The sequence below is a fragment of the Sphaerisporangium sp. NBC_01403 genome (assembly GCF_045040145.1).
Taxonomy (GTDB): domain Bacteria; phylum Actinomycetota; class Actinomycetes; order Streptosporangiales; family Streptosporangiaceae; genus Sphaerisporangium; species Sphaerisporangium viridialbum.
In genome coordinates, this window is record NZ_CP109534.1 from 1,750,177 (window position 1) to 1,767,258 (window position 17,082).

The window sequence follows — 17,082 nt, forward strand, 5'->3', positions numbered from 1 at the left end:
AGTATCCCGTGGATACCGTCTGGCTCGGCAGGTAGACGCACAGCCGGAACGGAGCGGGACCATGGGCGGCATCGTCATCTTCGGAGCGGGCGGCAGGGCCGGGCGGGCCGTCACCGCGGAGGCGCGCGACCGGGGCCACCGCGTCACCGCGGTGGTGCGCGATCCGGGCAGATACCGTCACCTGGCGGCGGAAGGAGTGTCCGTCGTGGAGGGCGACGTCACGGACGCGCGGGAGATGCCCTCGATCGTGCGTGGCCACGACGCCGTGGTCAGCGCCGTGAGCCCGGTGCCGGGGCCGGAGGCCCTGGCCCGCGCCGGCCTCGACGAGGGGTTCTTCGTCAGGGCCTCCGACGCCCTGGTCCACGGCATGACGGAGGCCGGGGTGTCCCGCCTGCTGCTGATCGGGCTGTTCGCGAACCTTTCCGACGGCCGGGGCGGCCTGGTGCTGGACGACCCATCGGCGTTCCCTCCCGAGCTCAGGCCGTTCGCGCTGTCGCACACCGCCGGTCTGGACCGGCTCAGGGCCTCCGGCGCGGCGGTCGACTGGCTCATGCTGACCCCGCCCGCCGGGCTCGACTCTGACGGCCCGCGGTCCGGCCGGTACCGGACCGGCGGGGACACGCTCCCGAGTCCGGAGTCGCCGCACCTGTCGTACGCGGACCTCGCGGTCGCGGTGATCGACGAGGTGGAGACGCCGCGGCACCACCGCACCCGCATCTCCGTCTCGGACTGACGGGACGCGCCGGGACTAGATCGCGGCAGGCTGCCGGCGGTGGGAGAAGGCCTTGCCGAGCAGGAACTCGTCCACCACCAGAGTCGCGGCGCCGAGCGCCACCGCGTCGGGCCCGAGCCGCCCGAGCACGATGGAGGCCGTCTCGAAGGGCTGGGACAGGGAGTTCTCCGCGACGGCCTTCTTGATCTTGGTCAGCTCGTGCCGGCCCAGCAGGTGCCCGGCCCAGCCGCCGATGACGATGCGCTCGGGGTTGAACAGGTTGATGAGGTTCGCGAGGCCCGCGCCGAGGTAGTCGATCGTCTCGTCGATGACCGGGGCGCCCGACCTCACCAGCTCGGCGAGCGTGGCCTGCTCGTGGGCCATCTCGGCCGACAGCCCGGCACGTTGCAGGATGCTCCCCGCCCCGATGTAGGCCTCAAGGCAGCCGCGCGCGCCGCAGCGGCAGGCGCGACCGCCCACCGCGACCTTCGTGTGGCCCCACTCGCCCGCGCTGCTGTTGACGCCCCGGTAGGTGAGACCGTCGGTGATGATGCTGGCGCCCACCCCCGTGCCGATCAGCACGACGATGGCGTGCCGCGACCCCCGGCCCGAGCCGAACCACAGCTCGGCCTGGCCCATGGTCTTGGCGCCGTTGTCGACGTACAGCGGCAGGGGGGTGCCCGCGCGCAGGAGCGCGCCGAGCGGCACCGCGTCCCAGCCGAAGGTCTGGGCGTGGATCAGCGCGTCGGGGCCGCTCTCGACGATGCCGGGGACGCCGATGCCGACGCCCATGACCTGCGCGGGGTCGGTGCCGCTGGCGGAGAGCACGGCGTCGATGCCCGCGAGGATGTGCCGCACGACCAGGTCGACGTCGTGCCCGCCGGGCCGCAATGTGTACTCGGCCTTGGCCAGTTCGTTCATGTCGAGGTCGAACTGCTCGACGTGCACGTGGGTCTCGCCGACGTCGACCCCGATGACGTACCCGAACGCCGGGTTCACGCGCAGCAGCACCCGGGGACGCCCGCCGTCGGACTCCACCAGGCCCGCCTCGACGATGGCGTTCTCGGCGATCAGGTCGCCGGTGACGTTGCTGACCGAGGCGGCGCTCAGGCCGGTGAGCCCGCTGAGCTCGTGGCGGCTGGTCGGCCCCGTGAAGTACAGGGTGCGCAGCAACGCCGCGCGGTTTCCCCGCCGGAGGTCGCGCACCGTCCTGCGTTCCAGCCTGACCATGATTTCCTTCCCCCGGCCTGCGGTCATGTTAGATCAGGGCGTGAAATAAGGCATCCCCGAGTTCCCGCTCCGTGTCCCAGGAGTCCCCCCGGCATGCGGCCGCCCGCGTCCGGTGGGACGCGGGCGGCGGCGTGGTGTCGGCGCGGGGTCACGCGCCCGTCGCGGTCAGGGGTAGCTGACGAGGTTCGCGACGTTGGTCGAGGAGTTGGACGGGCCTCCGGTGTTGTTGATGATGTGGCTGATGGTCCCGGTGCCGCCGAGGGACACCGTCACCAGGCTGTGGAACTTCACGCCCGGGGTGTTCGGCACCTCGAAGGAGTGCGCCTCGACGACGCTCGGGTTGACGTTGAAGTAGGCGTAGCTGCCGAGGCCCCACGCTTCGTGGCTGGTGACCGAGTTGGCCACCTTGTACGCCGCGTAGCCCTGGGTGCCGCCGTTCATCCACGCCGCCTGGTTGGGCGGGTCGTAGGGCAGCTCGTTCTGGTAGAAGTACGTGCGCCCGCCGTTGCCGTTCCAGATGGTCTGGTACTGCTGGTAGTGCTCGACGAACAGGCCGTACATCGTCACGTCGTTGCCGTTGACGATCAGGCCGTTGGCCGCGGTGTTGGAGTTCCATCCGACGCCGCTGCCGTGGTCGGCACGCCACAGCCACATGTGGTCGCCGATGACGTTGGAGCTGTTGACGACCAGGCTCTGGCTCGCCTTGCCGACCCCCGCGCCGCCGATCCTGAAGAACATGTCGTGCAGCGAGGTGGGGTTGGCCGCGTGGCTCTGCGACGAGCCGGACGGCCCGACCTGCATCAGCACCGGCGAGTTGGTGGTGCCGGCGTCGATGAGCAGCCCCGCGACCTTGACCCCGTCGACGTCGGCGACCGACATCGCGGTGACGCCGTTGTCGGGGATCAGCGTGGCCAGGCCGAGGCCGAGCACCACGGTGTTGGCGCGGTTCACCCTGATCGTGTCGTTGAGGTGGTAGACGCCGGGGGTGAACAGCAGGTTCTTGCCCTGGGTGAGGGCGGCGTTGATGTCGGCCGCGGTGTTGCCGGGCTTGGCGATGAAGAACTGGTCGATCGGGATGGACGACCCGGCCGGCGCGCCGCCGGTCCAGGTCGTGCCCTGGGAGTTGGTGCGCAGCGCCGGTACGAAGACCTGGTACGCGCCCGCCTGGTCGACGTACAGGAACGGCTTCTCCCGTACGACCGGGGTCGTGCCCACCGTGGTGTAGGGAGGGTTGGGGAAGCTGGTGGACGGGGCGTTGGTGACCCCGACGAACACCATGTTCCAGTTGGAGCCCGTCCAGCTGCTCCACTGGGCGTTACGCGACAGCCACTGCTGCTGGGAGCCGGAGCGCACCTGGCCGTCGATCTTGGAGTCGGCGATGAAGCCGCCGCTCGACCACCCGCCGTCGTCCAGCTGGAGGTTGCCGCGTACGTGCATGCGGCGGTACGGCGCGGCCTGGGACACCGCCCACCGGTCGGTGCCGGAGGGAGGCGTGACCGAGAGGTTCTCGGCGCCGCGCCAGAAGTTCTGCGTCGCGTTGCCCTGGAACCAGTCGGCCTCCGCGTGCACGCCGCCGTTGATGGTGACGTTGTCAGGCGAGAGCCCGAGGCCCAGCACCTGGGTGTAGAAGCCCACGTTGACGTCGACGTTGTAGGTGCCCGGCTTGAACAGCAGCGCGAACCGGTTACCGCCGAACTGGTTGGTCTCCTGCTGGCTGAACACGGAGTTCAGCCTGCTCTGGATGGCGGAGGCCGACATGGACGGGTCGAAGACGCTGACGTTCGGGCCGAGGTCCGGGCCGTTGCCCGGCGGGGGTGTGGTGGTTCCCATGGTGAAGGACTGGGCCGCCGTTCCGTTGCACGTGTACTGCGCAAGCTGGACGCTGTCCGCCGTCGAGGCTGCGGGCACGTCCAGGCACTTGCCGCTGTTGCGATTCACGAAATGGTACGACCCGCCCGCCTCCTCCACGGGCTGCCACTGCTGGTTGTTGCCGCCGGAGTAGGACCAGAGCTGGATCGGGGCGTTGTCGGCGGCCGAGACGTTGGTGACGTCCCACGCCTGCGCGGCGTTGAGGTTGCTGTTGACGCGGTAGTAGCCGCCGCTGGTGGCCTGGAGCTGCCACAGCTGCGCGCCCGAGCCGTTGCACGCGTACTGCTGCACGGCCGTGCCGTTGGCCGAGGCGGCGGCCCGCGCGTCCACGCACTTGCCGCTGCCCTTGTTGACCACCGTGGTCCAGCCAGCCGGCACGGCGGCGGCCTTCAGGGCGGTGGTTGCCGTGGCGGGGACGGTCGCGGCGCTCGCGCCCGGCGGCGTCACCAGTGAGAGGGCGACCGTCGCCAGGGCCGCGAGGACCGCGGGAATCGTACGTATCGCTGACATGAGGCCTCCCCCCTAGAAGCCGGCGGTGATGCGGGTGAAGTCCCAGTTGTTCTGCGAGACGCCGCTGCAGGACTCCGAGAGGCCGCCGCCGGGGCAGGGGCGGTCGCGGTTGACCGACCAGAAGGCGAGCCGGGTGAGGCCCTTGGAATTGGCCCAGTCGCGGATCTGGGTCCAGATCGCGGTCGTGGTGACCTCCGACTGGTCGGACAGGCCGTTCATGCCCGAGATGCCCATGTGGGAGTAGGCCTGCGCGTCGGTCCAGCCCCAGGCGTTCTTGAGGGCGTTCTTCAGGCCCTCGGAGGCGTTGACCGTGTTCTGGTACATGTTCGCGCCGCCGCCGAAGTCGAACGGCATGATCGTGTAGTTGTCGACCGGCACGTTCAGCGCCTTCGACTGGTTGATCAGCCGGATGCCGTCGCCGCCGGGGCCACCGGTGCCGGTGCCGAAGGTGAGGGCGATCTTGACGTTCGGGTTGTTCTGCTTGACGATCTTCAGTCCGCCGAGGATGCGGTCCTGGACCGTGTAGTTGGAGAACTCGTCGGTGTTCTCGATGTCGAAGTCCACCACGGCCGGGCCGACGGCGTTGATGACCTGCTGCACGGCGCCGGCGAAGGCGGACGACGAGGAGCAGTTCGGGCCGAGCTTGTTGCCCGACCAGCCGCCGAAGGAGACCTGCACGCTGCCGCCCGCGCCCTTGATGGCCGAGATCGTCTGCGCGTCGACGCCGCCGGTCAGCGGCCTTGAACCGTCCCACATCGGGTTGCAGCCGCCGCCGGACAGGATGAACGCCATGGTGAAGGACTTGACGCCGGTGGCGCTCATCACCGAGGTGGCGCTCGGCGGGCTTCCCCAGCCCATGTAGAGGTACGGCGCGCCGGGCATCTTGCCGGCCGGAGGCGGGGGCGTGGTGCCGCCGCTCGGCAGGGTCCACTTCTGGTTGGCGCTCGCGAAGCAGTCCCAGATCTGCAGGGGCGTGCCGTCGGCCGAGCTCGGTCCCGTGGCGTCCAGGCACTTGCCGAGGGCGCGCAGGGTGCCGTCCGATCCGGCGGTCCAGGACTGCGCGGCGCTGCCGTTGCAGTCGTAGATCTGGACCTTCGTGCCGTTCGCGTTGCTGGCCGCGTTGACGTCGAGGCACTTGCCGAGGGCGCGGATGGTGCCGTCGGTGCCGACGGTCCACTGCTGGGCGGCGGTGCCGTTGCAGGTGTAGAGCTGGACCTGAGTGCCGTTGGCGCTGTTCGCCGCGGCGACGTCGACGCACTTGCCGCCGTAGCCGGTGATCTGGCCGGTCGCGGCGAAGGCGGGGGAGAGGCCGGTCAGCACGAGGGCCAGGGCGGCCACGAAGGCGCCCATGAGCAGCCGGAGCCGGGAGGTGCGGGAGCGTGCGGGATTCATCGGGGGGTGCCTCTTCCTGAGAGGTCAGTGCTTTAAATAAGCAGTGGAAGAAGGGGGTGGCAGGGGCGTCTCGGACTCCCTTCCTGCGGGCCGGGTGGGCAGCCCCGGCCTACAGGAAAGGTTCTTTCTTATTTCACGACCCGAATTTAACGCTTGTGGGCCACGGTGAGTCAAGGGGTGCGTTGCCCTGGCCGCTCAGGCCTGCAGCGCCCACTTCTGGTTCGCGGCCGCCGTGCAGTCCCAGATCTGCAGGGGCGTACCGTCGGCCGAGCTCGGTCCCGTGGCGTCCAGGCACTTGCCGAGCGCCCGCAGGGTGCCGTCGGCGTTGAAGCTCCACGACTGCGCGGCGCTGCCGTTGCAGTCGTAGATCTGGACCTTCGTGCCGTTCGCGTTGCTGGCCGCGTTGACGTCGAGGCACTTGCCGAGGGCGCGGATGGTGCCGTCGGTGCCGACGGTCCACTGCTGAGCCGTGCTGCCGTTGCAGGTGTAGAGCTGGACCTGGGTGCCGTTGGCGCTGCTCGCGCCCGCGACGTCGACGCACTTGCCGCCGTACCCGGTGATGGCCTTGCCGCCCGTGCCGCCGCCGGACTGCGTGCCCGACCAGGTGAAGGTCGCCGAGGTCTTGGTGGGCAGGCTGTAGGTGAACGACTGGCCGCCCCAGTTGACCTTGACGGACTGGGTGCCGCCGGTCGTGTTGTACGCGATGAGCGCCTTCGACCCGTCGGGGTTCTTCCACGCGACGTTCTTCACCGAGGAGTTGGCGGTGGAGTCGACCCGGTAGGCCCCCGGCTTCACGAACTTGGTGAGGTGGCCCATCGTGTAGTACTCGATCGTGTAGTCGACCTGGCCGCTGCGGGCGTCGCCGTTGTGCACGGTGATCAGGCCGGTGCACGTGCCGCACCCGCCGTTGTGCGGGCCCTGGTTCTGGTCGACGGCGAGGCTCCACTTGACCCAGCTACGGTCCCAGTTGCGGGTGTAGTCGATCAGGTTGTTCATGTCCTCGGTCTGCTGGTCCGGGATCCAGTTGCCGCCCGAGTGCTCCGTCATGTACGCGTTGACCTGCGGGTACTGGTTGTGCACCGTGGTCTGCGTGCTCACGTCGCCGCCGTACCCGTGCCAGGCGATGCCGCCGAACAACGGGTCGTTGCGGATCGCGGTGTCGGCCAGCAGCGGAGCGGCCCAGGTGTTGTAGGCGTCCCAGTTCCAGTCGTTGACGAGCGTCTTGGTGGTGATGCCCGCGTTGCGGAAGGCCGGCCACAGCGCGCTCTTGATGAAGTACTGCAGGCCGGAGGTGTTCCAGTTCATCGAGGGGTACCCGGCGCAGCACGTGGGCTCGTTCTGCGGCGAGACGTAGTCGATGCGCACGCCCTGGGCCTGGTACGCCTGGATGTACCTGGCGAAGTACTCGCCGTACATGCCGTAGTACTGCGACTGCAGCCAGCCCTGGCTCCAGGCGTTGTTGTCCTTCATCCAGGCCGGCGAGCTCCAGGGCGAGGCCATGATCTTCAGGGCCGGGTTGAGCGCCTTGGCCTGCTTGGTCAGGGGGAGGACGTCGGCGAGGTCGTGGTTGATCGAGAACCCGGTCAGGTCGCAGCAGGTGTCGTCGTAGGAGTAGCTGGACCGCGCCAGGTCCGAGGATCCCATCGGGTTGCGCACGAAGCTGAGGCCGATGCCGTTGTTCGGGTCGAACAGCTTCTGCATGACCGCGGTGCGCGTGCTCGCGCTGAGCGCGCCGCTGCTGTTCATCAGCCAGGCGGCGGTGTCGGTGAACGACGCGCCGCCGCCCTCGAACTGCTGGTACGTGGTGTTGTCGTTGACGGTGATCGTCTGGGCCGCCGAGGGGCTGGTGGCCGCGAAGGACACCGGCGCCTGCTGCTGCAGGCCCCTGGTCACCGTGCGGCCCCCGGAGTCGGAGGTGGTCGTGAGCCAGATGTTCACGGTCTCGCCTGCCGCCTGCGCGGCCGGGGCCTGGGCGACGCCCAGCCCGGCGCCCGCCAGCAGCAGGACGAGGGGCAGGGCCAGCCTGGATCTTGGGAAGGGCATGCGGATCTCCATCTGGAGGATGAGTGAAGACCTGCCGTACGGCCCTGCCCGGCATCGCACTGGCGTGAAGCAGTGGTAACACGCCCGAAACGGGGGGCGCAACGTCTGCGCGGCAATTAAATTCACTTCTTAAATCTCGCCGCGAAAAAAGTAACGCGACGGGCGCCCGGCCCCCGGGGCATGAACGGGTGCCGGGCGCCTGTGATCCGCTACGACGCCTGACGGCCCCCTGCCGGCGTCGTTATCCGTGCCGCCGAGGTGCCGAGGCCCGTGGGCGGGAACGAGAAGCCCTCCGGCGCGCCGGCCTGCCGGGTGCGGCGGAGCTCGTCCTCGGTGTACCGCACGCACCTGCGGTGCCATTCGAGGATGCCCGACATCCACTCCTTGAGGTCGTCGGCGTGGCGGGTGAGGATCGCGCGGGCCGTCTCGTCCAGGGCGTACTCGTCGAACAGCGCGGGCAGGTCGTCGGCGACGATGTGCTCGAACTGCCGCATGCGCGCCTCCATCAGGCCGGCGACGATGTCACGCGCCTTCCACCGGTCGACATCAAGGAAGTGCTCCACCACCAGGACGAGGTTGTGGATCTCGCCCTCGAACTCGATCTCCTTCTGGTAGGAGAACAGGTCGTTGGTGAAGCACGCGTAGTCCTGTGCGGCGGTGTCCAGCTCGCGCATGACGCGGGTCTGGTAGATGCCCGGGGGCACCTCGCCGGCGTGCGCGAGCCGGGCCAGGCTCATCGTCATGTCGGACCCGAAGGTCTTGCGGCGCATCTCGATGTAGTCGACCGGGTCGGGGATGCGGTTCTGGGCCTGGTTGGCCACCTCCCACACCCAGCTCGAGGTCATGTCCTCGATCGAGGTGCGGAACTTCCGCCGGGCGGACACCTCCATCGGCCCGGCGGTGCGCCGCCACAGGTCGGCGAGGCCCCGCTCGATCGGGTTCGCCGGCTCGGGGGTGGGCCCGGCGTCCAGCGGCATGAAGGCGGGCAGCCGGTCGTCGCAGAGCTTCGCCCCCGCGACGTCGCGGGTCGCCCCGAACACCAGCGGGAAGTAGTCGTCGCCGTACGTGCCCCAGGCCAGCCAGTCGGAGGACAGGTTGAGCTCGTCGGGGGTCGCGTCGGCGTGGATCATCGCGGCGCAGTGCGCGAAGTCGAAGCCGGTGAAGCGCCGCTCGTCCCAGACGCCGCCGGCCTCCACGCCGGGCACCGAGTCGAACATGCCCATCTCGCGCGCCCAGCCGGGCGCGTAACGTCGCGCGGCGTCGATGTGGGGGCTGGTGCGGACCGGGAACGGCATGTACAGGCCGGGGAGCGGCAGATGCCCCACCGGCTGGAACGGCACGTGGGAGTGCTGCCGGGCCCTGCGCGCGAGGCCGAGGCCGGCGGGGGAGAACGCCAGGCCGGCGGTGCCGAGGCCGGTGGGGCCGGGAAGCGCTCCTGAGGACCCCCGGACGGCGCCCTCGTTCATGTACCTGCTGGACCTGGCGTGCCACTCGTGGCCGCCGGACTGCCAGTCCTGCAGGCCCTTGACGTAGGCGGCGACACCGGCCTGCTCGTGCGGCGGCACGGCGTGCTCGGCCAGCAGGGCGGGCACCTCGGTCAGCGCGGTGTTCTCGAACTGCTGCAGCCGGGAGGTCAGCAGGTCGTTGACCAGCTCGGCCGCCTCCTGCGTCGAGCAGTCGAAGAACCGTTCGAATACCAGCACGGCGTTGGAGTTCTCGCCCTCCTCCTGGACCTCGCGCTGGTAGGAGAACAGGTCGTTGCGCAGGTGCACCGCGTCGGAGAAGGTGTCGGACAGCACCCGCATCGGCCTGGTGGCGGCGATGGCGTCGGGGATCTCGGCGTGGACGGCGTACTCCACGAGGTTGGCCGACCACGGCGCCCCGCCGACCCTGCGCCGCATCTGGACGTACTCGATGGGGTTGGCGACGCGCCCCTGGTCGATGTTGTCGAGCTCCCACATCGACTCGACCATCAGGTTGTGGGTGCTGGTGACGAACCGCCGCCGCCACTCGGGCGACATCGACGGGACCGTGCGCTCCCACAGGTCCTTGAGGCCCGCCTCGGCGGGGTTGGCCGGCTCCGGGGATGTCTCCCCGTCGGCCGTCATGAACAGCTCCAGCCGGTCGAGGTGGGCCTTCGCCCCGGCGAGGTCGCGGGAGTACTTGAACTGCTCCAGGAAGTGGTCGTCGAAGAAGAACACCCAGACGTACCAGTCGGTGATCAGGTCGAGGGTGGGGCCGTCGCAGTCGGGATGGGTGTAGGCGCACATCAGCGCGTAGTCCATCTCGGCCAGCGCCGCCCGGTCCCAGACGACGCCGCCTCCGGGCTTCGGGGCGTCGAGCATGCCCATGCGGCCGGCCCAGGCCTCACTGTGCTCGCGGGAGCGTTCCAGGTGGGGGTTGATCCTGGCGGGATACGACATGTAGAAGTCGGGCAGTGTGAAAGCCTGCATAGGCGTGCCTACTCTCTTGAGCCGACGACTGGTGCAGTTCACTTACGGTGACGACGGTGGCACCGAGGGTACTGTACGGCAACGTCCGGGTAAGCGATATCCCCGCACCTGGTCAAGAGCGGGCCTGCCCGCCCCGGCCTGATGGGTGCTCGCCTCCGTTCCTGGAGCGCTCCCGACTGAATCGGTTCATGTCCCGGCGCCCCATAGGCGCCCCGCGCCCGGCGCGCGGGGGCCCGTCCGGCGATTGATCCGGTGAGTGGAAGGCGACCCGGCCATCACCCCTGATTAAAGGGGTGCGCTTCGGTGCGCGCGATATCCGGCCTCCCCGGCGCCCGCCGCCCTGACGTATCGAACGTGTCACGGCTATTGACATCGCGGACACCGAAATTTTACGTTCTCGGTACTTATCCGGTTCAGCAAAAGCGTCGGGGCCCGGTTCGGGCCTCGCGCACGCCGACCGCTCCGCGACCACGAACGAGGTGTGAGCGCCGGCGGTTCAGAGCTGGGGGAGCGCGCGCGGCTCGCGCCGTGGGAGCGCTCTCACGGCTCCGCGGGGCTCGGCGGATCCATCGGGGCTCGGCAGGCACGCGGACCTCCGCCCGACGGGCGGGGGAAGGAGAGACAGATGCGTAAGCGGGTGCGGATCATGGTCCCGCTCCTGGCGGCCGGCATGCTCGCCGCCGGCTGTACGGGCGGCGGATCGACGCCTGCCCCCCAAGGCTCCGGGGCGGCGGGCGCGCCGTCCGCCGACCCGGCGAACCCCAACGCCCTGCCGCGCAACGAGACGCTGTACACCAGCGGCACGCAGTGGGGCCCGCCGGCGAACTTCAACCCGATCCGGGAGTGGGACTCGGCGACCGGCACGAAGGGCCTGGTCTACGAGACCCTGTTCCACTTCGACCCGAACGCCGGGAAGCTCACCCCGTGGCTGGCCGAGAGCGGCGGCTGGACCGACGACACGACCTACGAGGTCAAGCTCCGCCAGGGCGTCAAGTGGTCGGACGGCACGCCCTTCACGGCCAAGGACGTCGCCTTCACCTTCGGGCTCGGCAAGATGGAGACGATCCCGTACCACAACGTCTGGGAGTGGCTGAAGAACGTCGAGGCCACCGACGACCAGACCGTGAAGTTCACCTTCTCCACGGCCAACTACCAGGAGTGGGACTTCAACCTCTACAACCGGGCGATCGTGCCCGAGCACCTGTGGGGCAAGCTCTCGGAGGAGGACGTGCTCAACGGGGTGAACGAGAACCCCGTCGGCACCGGCGCCTACAAGTTCTCCAGCCACGACCAGGACCGCGCCGTGCTCACCAAGCGCGACGACTGGTGGGGCAGGACCGCGCTCAACATGGACCCGAAGCCGAAGTACATCGTCGACATCGTCAACACCAGCAACGAGGTCGCCATGGGCCTGCTGCTGCAGAAGGGCATGGACCTCAGCAACAACTTCCTGCCCGGCGTCGCGAACCTGGTCAAGGGCAACTTCGGGCTCGCGACCTTCTACAAGGAACCCCCGTACATGCTGTCGGCCAACACCGCGTGGCTCGTCCCCAACACCACCAAGAAGCCGATGGACGACGTGGCGTTCCGCAAGGCGCTGGCGACCTCGGTCGACACCAAGAAGATCGTGGAGGGGGTCTACGGGAACCTGGTGAAGGCGGCCAGCCCCACCGGGCTGCTGCCCCAGTGGGAGCAGTTCGTCGACCAGAGCCTGGTGAGCCAGAGCGGGTTCTCCTACGACAAGGACAAGGCCAGGAAGATGCTGGCCGACGCGGGCTACAAGGACCGCGACGGCGACGGGCTGGTGGAGAACAAGGACGGCTCCAAGCTCAGCCTCACCCTCATGGTGCCGTCGGGCTGGACCGACTGGATGGAGGCGGCGCGCTCCATCGCGGCCAGCGCCAAAGAGGCGGGCATCGCCGTCACGCCCGACTTCCCCGACTACAACGCCCTGGTCGAGAAGCGCGGCAAGGGCGACTTCGACCTGGTGATCAACAACGAGCGCCAGCTGTCGAACACGCCGTTCACCTACTACCAGTACCTCTTCCAGCTTCCCGTGCAGAAGGTGCAGAACACCGTCAACTTCGGGCGGTACGAGAACAAGAGCGCCTGGGAGCTGGTGCGGAAGCTCGACCAGGTCAAGACCGACGACCTCGCGGGCATGAAGGCGGCCGTCTCCGCGATCCAGAAGATCCATCTGGACGAGCTGCCGGTCATCCCGCTCTGGTACAACGGCCTGTGGGCCCAGTCCAGCACCAGCACGTGGAAGAACTGGCCCTCCTCGGAGCAGGGGGCGCCCAAGTCCGCACCGGTGATGTGGCGCAACTGGCTGGAGATGGGCGGGTTCGAGACGCTCACGCAGCTCCAGCCCGCCGCCTCCTGACCGCATGACGCCGCCTCCTCCTCTTCCCGCGCGGCGGGAAGAGGAGGAGGCCTTTCCTGGAGACTGCCCGTGCGTCGATATTTCGGTCGGAAACTGCTCATCTACGGCCTGACGTTCGTCGTCGCCGTCACGATCAACTGGATGATCCCGCGCTTCATGCCGGGTGATCCGGTGGCCAGCATGCTCGCCAGGGCCAGGGTGTCCCAGCCCGAGGCCGTGGAGGCCATGCGGGTCTACTACACCAGCCTGTTCGGCTTCGACCAGCCCCTGTGGCAGCAGTACCTGGGCTTCTGGGCCGCGCTGCTGCGCGGTGACTTCGGCATCAGCATCTGGGTGTTCCCCACGCCGGTGAGCACCGTCATCCTGGGCGCGGTGCCGTACACGCTGGCGCTGATGATCCCCTCGGTGCTGCTGAGCTGGGTGGTCGGCAATCGGCTCGGCGCCTACGCCGCCCGGCGGAAGCTGCTGGACAACACCGTCCTGCCCGTGGGGTACGTGCTGACGGCGACGCCGTACATGTGGCTGGCCGTGCTGCTCGCCTGGGCCTTCGGGGTGATCCTCGGGATCTTCCCCGTCGCGGGCGGCTACAGCTTCTCGACGCGCCCCAACTGGTCCCTGGACTTCATGCTGGACCTGCTGCACCACTGGGCGCTGCCGTTCGCCTCGCTGTTCCTGGTGGCGCTCGGCGGCTGGGCGATCGGCATGCGCAACATGATCATCTACGAGCTGGAGTCGGACTACGCCAACTACCTGTCGGCGCTCGGGGCCCCGCAGCGGCTGATCAGGAGGTACGCGTTCAGGAACGCGGTGCTGCCGCAGATCACCGGCCTGGCTCTGCAGCTCGGCGTGCTGGTGGCGGGCGCCCTCGTCACCGAGATCGTCTTCTCCTATCCCGGCCTCGGCAGCCTGATCCTGAAGGCGATCCAGAACCAGGACTTCTTCCTGCTGCAGGGCACGTTCCTGTTCATCGTCCTCGGCGTGCTGATCGCCAACTTCATCATCGACATCGTCTACGTCGTGGTCGATCCGCGTACGAGGGCGGGAATGGCGGGTGCGTCGGCATGACGGCTCTTCCCGAGGTCCCGGCGCGCGGGGCCGAGTCCCCGCCGGGCGTCCGGCGCGAGGCCCTGTACTTCGCGGTGCGCAACACCAAGCTGGTGATCGGGGCCGGAGTCGTCCTGGTGCTCCTCGCGCTCGGGCTGGCCGGGCCGCTGCTGGTCGCCGCGCAGCCGAACGAGTACGTCGGCCTGCCCATGCGGCCGCCGTCGGGGGAGTACTGGTTCGGCACCACGACCTTCGGCCAGGATATCTTCGCCCAGTTCGTGTACGGGCTGCGCACCACCTTCCTGGTCGGGGTCCTCGGCGGAGGGGTCGCGGCGATCGTCGGCATGGTGGTCGGCTTCGTCGCCGGCTACCGGGGCGGTCTGGTGGACGAGATCCTCAACATGCTGACCAACATCGTCCTCGTCCTGCCCGCCCTGGCCGTCCTGCTGATCGTCAACGCCTACCTCGGCATCCGCAGCGTCGGCGCGCAGGCGCTGTTCATCGGCCTGACCTCCTGGCCGTGGGCCGCGCGGGCGATCAGGGCGCAGACCTTCTCGCTGCGCACCAGGGACTTCGTGGACCTGGCCAGGCTCAGCGGCGCGAACACCTGGAAGATCATCACCAGGGAGATCGCGCCGAACATGAGCTCCTACCTGTTCATGACGTTCATCCTGCTCTTCGGCGGCTCCATCCTGATCGCCTCGTCGCTGGACTTCATCGGGCTCGGCCCCACCGAGGGCGTCTCGCTCGGGCTGATGCTGCAGAACGCCAGCCAGTGGAGCGCGATGCAGCTGGGCCTGTGGTGGTGGTTCATCCCGCCAGGCGCCGGGATCACCGCGATCGTCGGCGCCCTGTACGTGGCCAACGTGGGCCTCGACGAGGTCTTCAACCCGAAGCTGAGGGAGACATGAGCCTGCGGGTCAGCGATCTGAGGGTGCACTACCAGACCCTGAAGGGCGTGGTGAGGGCGCTCGACGGCGTCTCGTTCGAGGTGGGGGACGGCGAGATCCTCGGCCTCGCGGGGGAGTCCGGCTGCGGCAAGACCACCCTGGGCAAGAGCCTGATCCGGATGGACGGGCGCATGCGCCACGCCGGCGGCGAGGTCGAGCTGGACGGCGAGGTGATGCCCGTCGGGGACGACCGGCGCATGAACCCCTTCCGCTTCCACCGGGTCTCGCTCGTGCCGCAGTACTCCATGAGCGCCATGAACCCCACCCGCAAGATCGGCAGGATGGTCGCCGAGCTGCTGAGGTCCAGGGGAGTGAAGCTGGACGCGGCCAAGCTCGACGCGCGGCTGGAGCTGGTGGGGCTGTCCAGGGAGGTGCTCGGCCGCTACCCGATCGAGCTGTCGGGCGGCATGAAGCAGCGCATGGTGATGGTCATCTCCACGCTGCTCGACCCCTCGCTGCTCATCGCCGACGAGGTGACCTCCGCCCTGGACGTCTCGACCCAGAAGGCCGTGGCACGGGCGCTGGCGGGCTTCCGGGACAACGGCGTGGTGAAGAGCATGATCTTCATCACCCACGACATCTCGCTCACCTACCAGATCGCCGACACGATCATGATCATGTACGCGGGCAAGGTGGCCGAGCGGGCGCCGGCCAAGGTGATCGTCGAGGCGCCCCGCCATCCGTACACCAAGCTGCTGATCGACTCGCTTCCCGAGGTCGGCGTGCGCTACGCCGACCGCAGGCTGGCCGGCATCCCCGGCGGGCCACCGTCCCTGCTCGACCCGCCCACCGGCTGCCGGTTCAGGGACCGCTGCCCCCTGGCCTTCGACCGGTGCGCCGAGGAGCCCCCGGCGGTGGAGATCGAGCCCAACCACGTCGTCGCCTGCTGGAAGGCATGATGCTGAGACTCGACAACGTCACGAAGGTCTACAAGGTCGGGGCCTTCGGCGGAAAATCCCTGACGGCCGTGGGCGGCGTAAGCTTCGGCGTGCGTCCCGGCGAGGTCGTCTCGCTCATCGGCGAGAGCGGCAGCGGCAAGAGCACGCTCGGCCGGATGATCCTCGGCCTCACCCCCGCCACCAGCGGCTCGATCACCCTGGACGGCGCCCCCGTCAAGCCGGGCAAGGCGTACTACCGCAACGTCCAGGGCGTCTTCCAGGACCCCTTCAGCACGTTCAACCCCGTCTTCAAGGCCGACCGGGTCTTCCGGATGATCAAGGAGGCGTACTTCCCCGGCGTTCCGGAGGCCGAGTGGGCCGGGCGCGTGCGTTCCTCGCTGGAGGACGTACGGCTCAATCCCGGCCAGATCCTCGGGAAGTTCCCGCACCAGCTCAGCGGCGGCCAGCTCCAGCGGCTGCTCATCGCCCGGGCCCTGCTGCTGGACATCAAGCTGCTCGTGGCCGACGAGATCACCAGCATGCTGGACGCCTCGACGCGCATCGACGTGCTGAACCTGCTGGCCGAGCTCAAGGCGCGCGGGCTCGGCGTGCTGTACATCACCCACGACCTGTCGCTCGGCACGTACCTGGCCGAGCGCACGGTGGTGCTGCGGCGGGGCGCGGTGGTCGAGATGGGCCTGACCGAGAAGGTCTTCAGCCGGCCGCTGCATCCCTACACCCGGCAGCTCCTGGCGGCCGTGCCCCGGCTGCGGGAGCCCTGGCAGGACGCCGAGCCGGTCGAGACCTGCCCGTACCACGCCGGCGGGGCCTCCGGCGGCCTCCTGGAGGAGGAACCAGACCATTTCGTCGCCTGCGCCCAGCTCCCCGCCTGCGCGGAGAGCCCCTGACCCCACCGGCCCGGCGGCCCGGCCGGGGGAAACTGACCGGGCCTTTGCCATGCGATCGCACGCCCGGTGGTACGCGCCTCCGCCGGAGGAGGGCCGGACGCCAAGTACCATCGGCTCGTGACCGAAATGACCGAAACCGTGCCCGGCTGGCTCAGTCCTGGAGAGCTGGAGTCGGCGCGTTCGCGGATGCCGATCCTCTACGTCGACGCCGTTCCGGTGCGCGTCGACGACACCGGAGTGGTGACGCACGTCGGCCTGCTGCTGCGCATCGGGTCGGACGGGACGGTCAGCCGCGCTCTCGTGTCCGGCCGCGTGCTGTACCAGGAGCGTGTCCGCGACGCGCTGATGCGCCACCTGGAGAAGGATCTGGGCCCGGTGGCGCTGCCCCGGGTGCCGACTTCGCCCCAGCCGTTCACCGTCGCCGAGTACTTTCCGGCGCCGGGCGTCACGCCGTACCACGATCCCCGGCAGCACGCGGTGTCGCTCGCCTACGTGGTGCCGGTCGCGGGGGACTGCCGTCCCCGGCAGGACGCCCTCGACCTCGTGTGGTTCACGCCACAGGAGGCCGCGTCGCCGCAGGTGCTGCAGGAGATGACCGGCGGGCAGGATGTCCTGCTGAAGCAGGCCCTGGCGCACGTCGGCTGCCTGCCCTGAAACCGCCTGCCCCGCACGGCCACGTCGAAGGCGAGCACCGGCCTTCCCTCGGCGTG

General features: G+C 69.3%; 12 protein-coding genes. 7 read left to right on the forward strand and 5 right to left on the reverse strand.

Translation table 11 applies throughout. From position 1 onward, the window contains the following. The first annotated feature begins 61 nt into the window (after nucleotides 1-61). On the forward strand, nucleotides 62-733 hold the full coding sequence (locus tag OG589_RS07555; RefSeq protein ID WP_405147394.1) for an NAD(P)-dependent oxidoreductase: 672 nt from the start codon (nucleotides 62-64) through the stop codon (nucleotides 731-733). A gap of 15 nt (nucleotides 734-748) precedes the next feature. On the opposite strand, the gene OG589_RS07560 is transcribed toward OG589_RS07555, so the two are convergent. The 5 genes from OG589_RS07560 to OG589_RS07580 all read right to left on the reverse strand — a co-directional run bounded on the left by OG589_RS07560 (nucleotide 749) and on the right by OG589_RS07580 (nucleotide 10,209). Beyond that, nucleotides 749-1,942, reverse strand: a complete 1,194-nt coding sequence (locus OG589_RS07560) for an ROK family protein (protein ID WP_405147396.1) — start codon at nucleotides 1,940-1,942, stop codon at nucleotides 749-751. A 165-nt stretch (nucleotides 1,943-2,107) separates the two neighbouring features. Next, on the reverse strand, nucleotides 2,108-4,321 hold the full coding sequence (locus tag OG589_RS07565) for an RICIN domain-containing protein (RefSeq protein WP_405147398.1): 2,214 nt from the start codon (nucleotides 4,319-4,321) through the stop codon (nucleotides 2,108-2,110). A gap of 12 nt (nucleotides 4,322-4,333) precedes the next feature. Then, complete coding sequence (locus OG589_RS07570; RefSeq protein ID WP_405147399.1) at nucleotides 4,334-5,713, reverse strand: ricin-type beta-trefoil lectin domain protein; 1,380 nt, start codon at nucleotides 5,711-5,713, stop codon at nucleotides 4,334-4,336. A 195-nt stretch (nucleotides 5,714-5,908) separates the two neighbouring features. Then, nucleotides 5,909-7,756, reverse strand: a complete 1,848-nt coding sequence (locus tag OG589_RS07575) for a ricin-type beta-trefoil lectin domain protein (RefSeq protein ID WP_405147401.1) — start codon at nucleotides 7,754-7,756, stop codon at nucleotides 5,909-5,911. Between the two features lie 209 nt (nucleotides 7,757-7,965). Then, on the reverse strand, nucleotides 7,966-10,209 hold the full coding sequence (locus OG589_RS07580; RefSeq protein WP_405147402.1) for a family 2 encapsulin nanocompartment cargo protein terpene cyclase: 2,244 nt from the start codon (nucleotides 10,207-10,209) through the stop codon (nucleotides 7,966-7,968). 625 nt (nucleotides 10,210-10,834) lie between these two features. Between OG589_RS07580 and OG589_RS07585 the strand changes: the two genes are divergently transcribed. The 6 genes from OG589_RS07585 to OG589_RS07610 all read left to right on the forward strand — a co-directional run bounded on the left by OG589_RS07585 (nucleotide 10,835) and on the right by OG589_RS07610 (nucleotide 17,026). Beyond that, nucleotides 10,835-12,592, forward strand: a complete 1,758-nt coding sequence (locus OG589_RS07585) for an ABC transporter substrate-binding protein (RefSeq protein WP_405147404.1) — start codon at nucleotides 10,835-10,837, stop codon at nucleotides 12,590-12,592. Between the two features lie 69 nt (nucleotides 12,593-12,661). Further along, nucleotides 12,662-13,657: an ABC transporter permease gene (locus OG589_RS07590; RefSeq protein ID WP_405147405.1), complete on the forward strand. Its 996-nt coding sequence runs from the start codon at nucleotides 12,662-12,664 to the stop codon at nucleotides 13,655-13,657. Next, the gene (locus OG589_RS07595) at nucleotides 13,654-14,547 is read left to right on the forward strand and encodes an ABC transporter permease (protein WP_405147407.1); all 894 of its coding nucleotides are present in this window, start codon (nucleotides 13,654-13,656) and stop codon (nucleotides 14,545-14,547) included. Before OG589_RS07590 ends, OG589_RS07595 begins: the two co-directional genes overlap by 4 nt. Continuing rightward, on the forward strand, nucleotides 14,544-15,485 hold the full coding sequence (locus tag OG589_RS07600) for an ABC transporter ATP-binding protein (RefSeq protein WP_405147409.1): 942 nt from the start codon (nucleotides 14,544-14,546) through the stop codon (nucleotides 15,483-15,485). The genes OG589_RS07595 and OG589_RS07600 overlap by 4 nt, the downstream gene beginning before the upstream one ends. Beyond that, on the forward strand, nucleotides 15,485-16,372 hold the full coding sequence (locus OG589_RS07605; protein WP_405151978.1) for an ABC transporter ATP-binding protein: 888 nt from the start codon (nucleotides 15,485-15,487) through the stop codon (nucleotides 16,370-16,372). Before OG589_RS07600 ends, OG589_RS07605 begins: the two co-directional genes overlap by 1 nt. 126 nt (nucleotides 16,373-16,498) lie before the next feature. Then, nucleotides 16,499-17,026 carry an NUDIX hydrolase family protein gene (locus tag OG589_RS07610; protein ID WP_405151979.1) on the forward strand — a complete coding sequence of 176 codons (528 nt, stop codon included), beginning with the start codon at nucleotides 16,499-16,501 and terminating at the stop codon, nucleotides 17,024-17,026. Nucleotides 17,027-17,082: the final 56 nt, after the last annotated feature.

Excerpts from the sequence above, each read along its gene's own strand:
- OG589_RS07555 (WP_405147394.1), top strand. The coding sequence starts at position 62 with ATGGGCGGCATCGTCATCTTCGGAGCGGGCGGCAGGGCCGGGCGGGCC.
- OG589_RS07570 (WP_405147399.1), bottom strand. The coding sequence starts at position 5,713 with ATGAATCCCGCACGCTCCCGCACCTCCCGGCTCCGGCTGCTCATGGGC.
- OG589_RS07580 (WP_405147402.1), bottom strand. The coding sequence starts at position 10,209 with ATGCAGGCTTTCACACTGCCCGACTTCTACATGTCGTATCCCGCCAGG.
- OG589_RS07585 (WP_405147404.1), top strand. The coding sequence starts at position 10,835 with ATGCGTAAGCGGGTGCGGATCATGGTCCCGCTCCTGGCGGCCGGCATG.
- OG589_RS07595 (WP_405147407.1), top strand. The coding sequence starts at position 13,654 with ATGACGGCTCTTCCCGAGGTCCCGGCGCGCGGGGCCGAGTCCCCGCCG.
- OG589_RS07560 (WP_405147396.1), bottom strand. The coding sequence starts at position 1,942 with ATGGTCAGGCTGGAACGCAGGACGGTGCGCGACCTCCGGCGGGGAAAC.
- OG589_RS07565 (WP_405147398.1), bottom strand. The coding sequence starts at position 4,321 with ATGTCAGCGATACGTACGATTCCCGCGGTCCTCGCGGCCCTGGCGACG.
- OG589_RS07575 (WP_405147401.1), bottom strand. The coding sequence starts at position 7,756 with ATGCCCTTCCCAAGATCCAGGCTGGCCCTGCCCCTCGTCCTGCTGCTG.
- OG589_RS07600 (WP_405147409.1), top strand. The coding sequence starts at position 14,544 with ATGAGCCTGCGGGTCAGCGATCTGAGGGTGCACTACCAGACCCTGAAG.
- OG589_RS07610 (WP_405151979.1), top strand. The coding sequence starts at position 16,499 with ATGACCGAAACCGTGCCCGGCTGGCTCAGTCCTGGAGAGCTGGAGTCG.
- OG589_RS07605 (WP_405151978.1), top strand. The coding sequence starts at position 15,485 with ATGCTGAGACTCGACAACGTCACGAAGGTCTACAAGGTCGGGGCCTTC.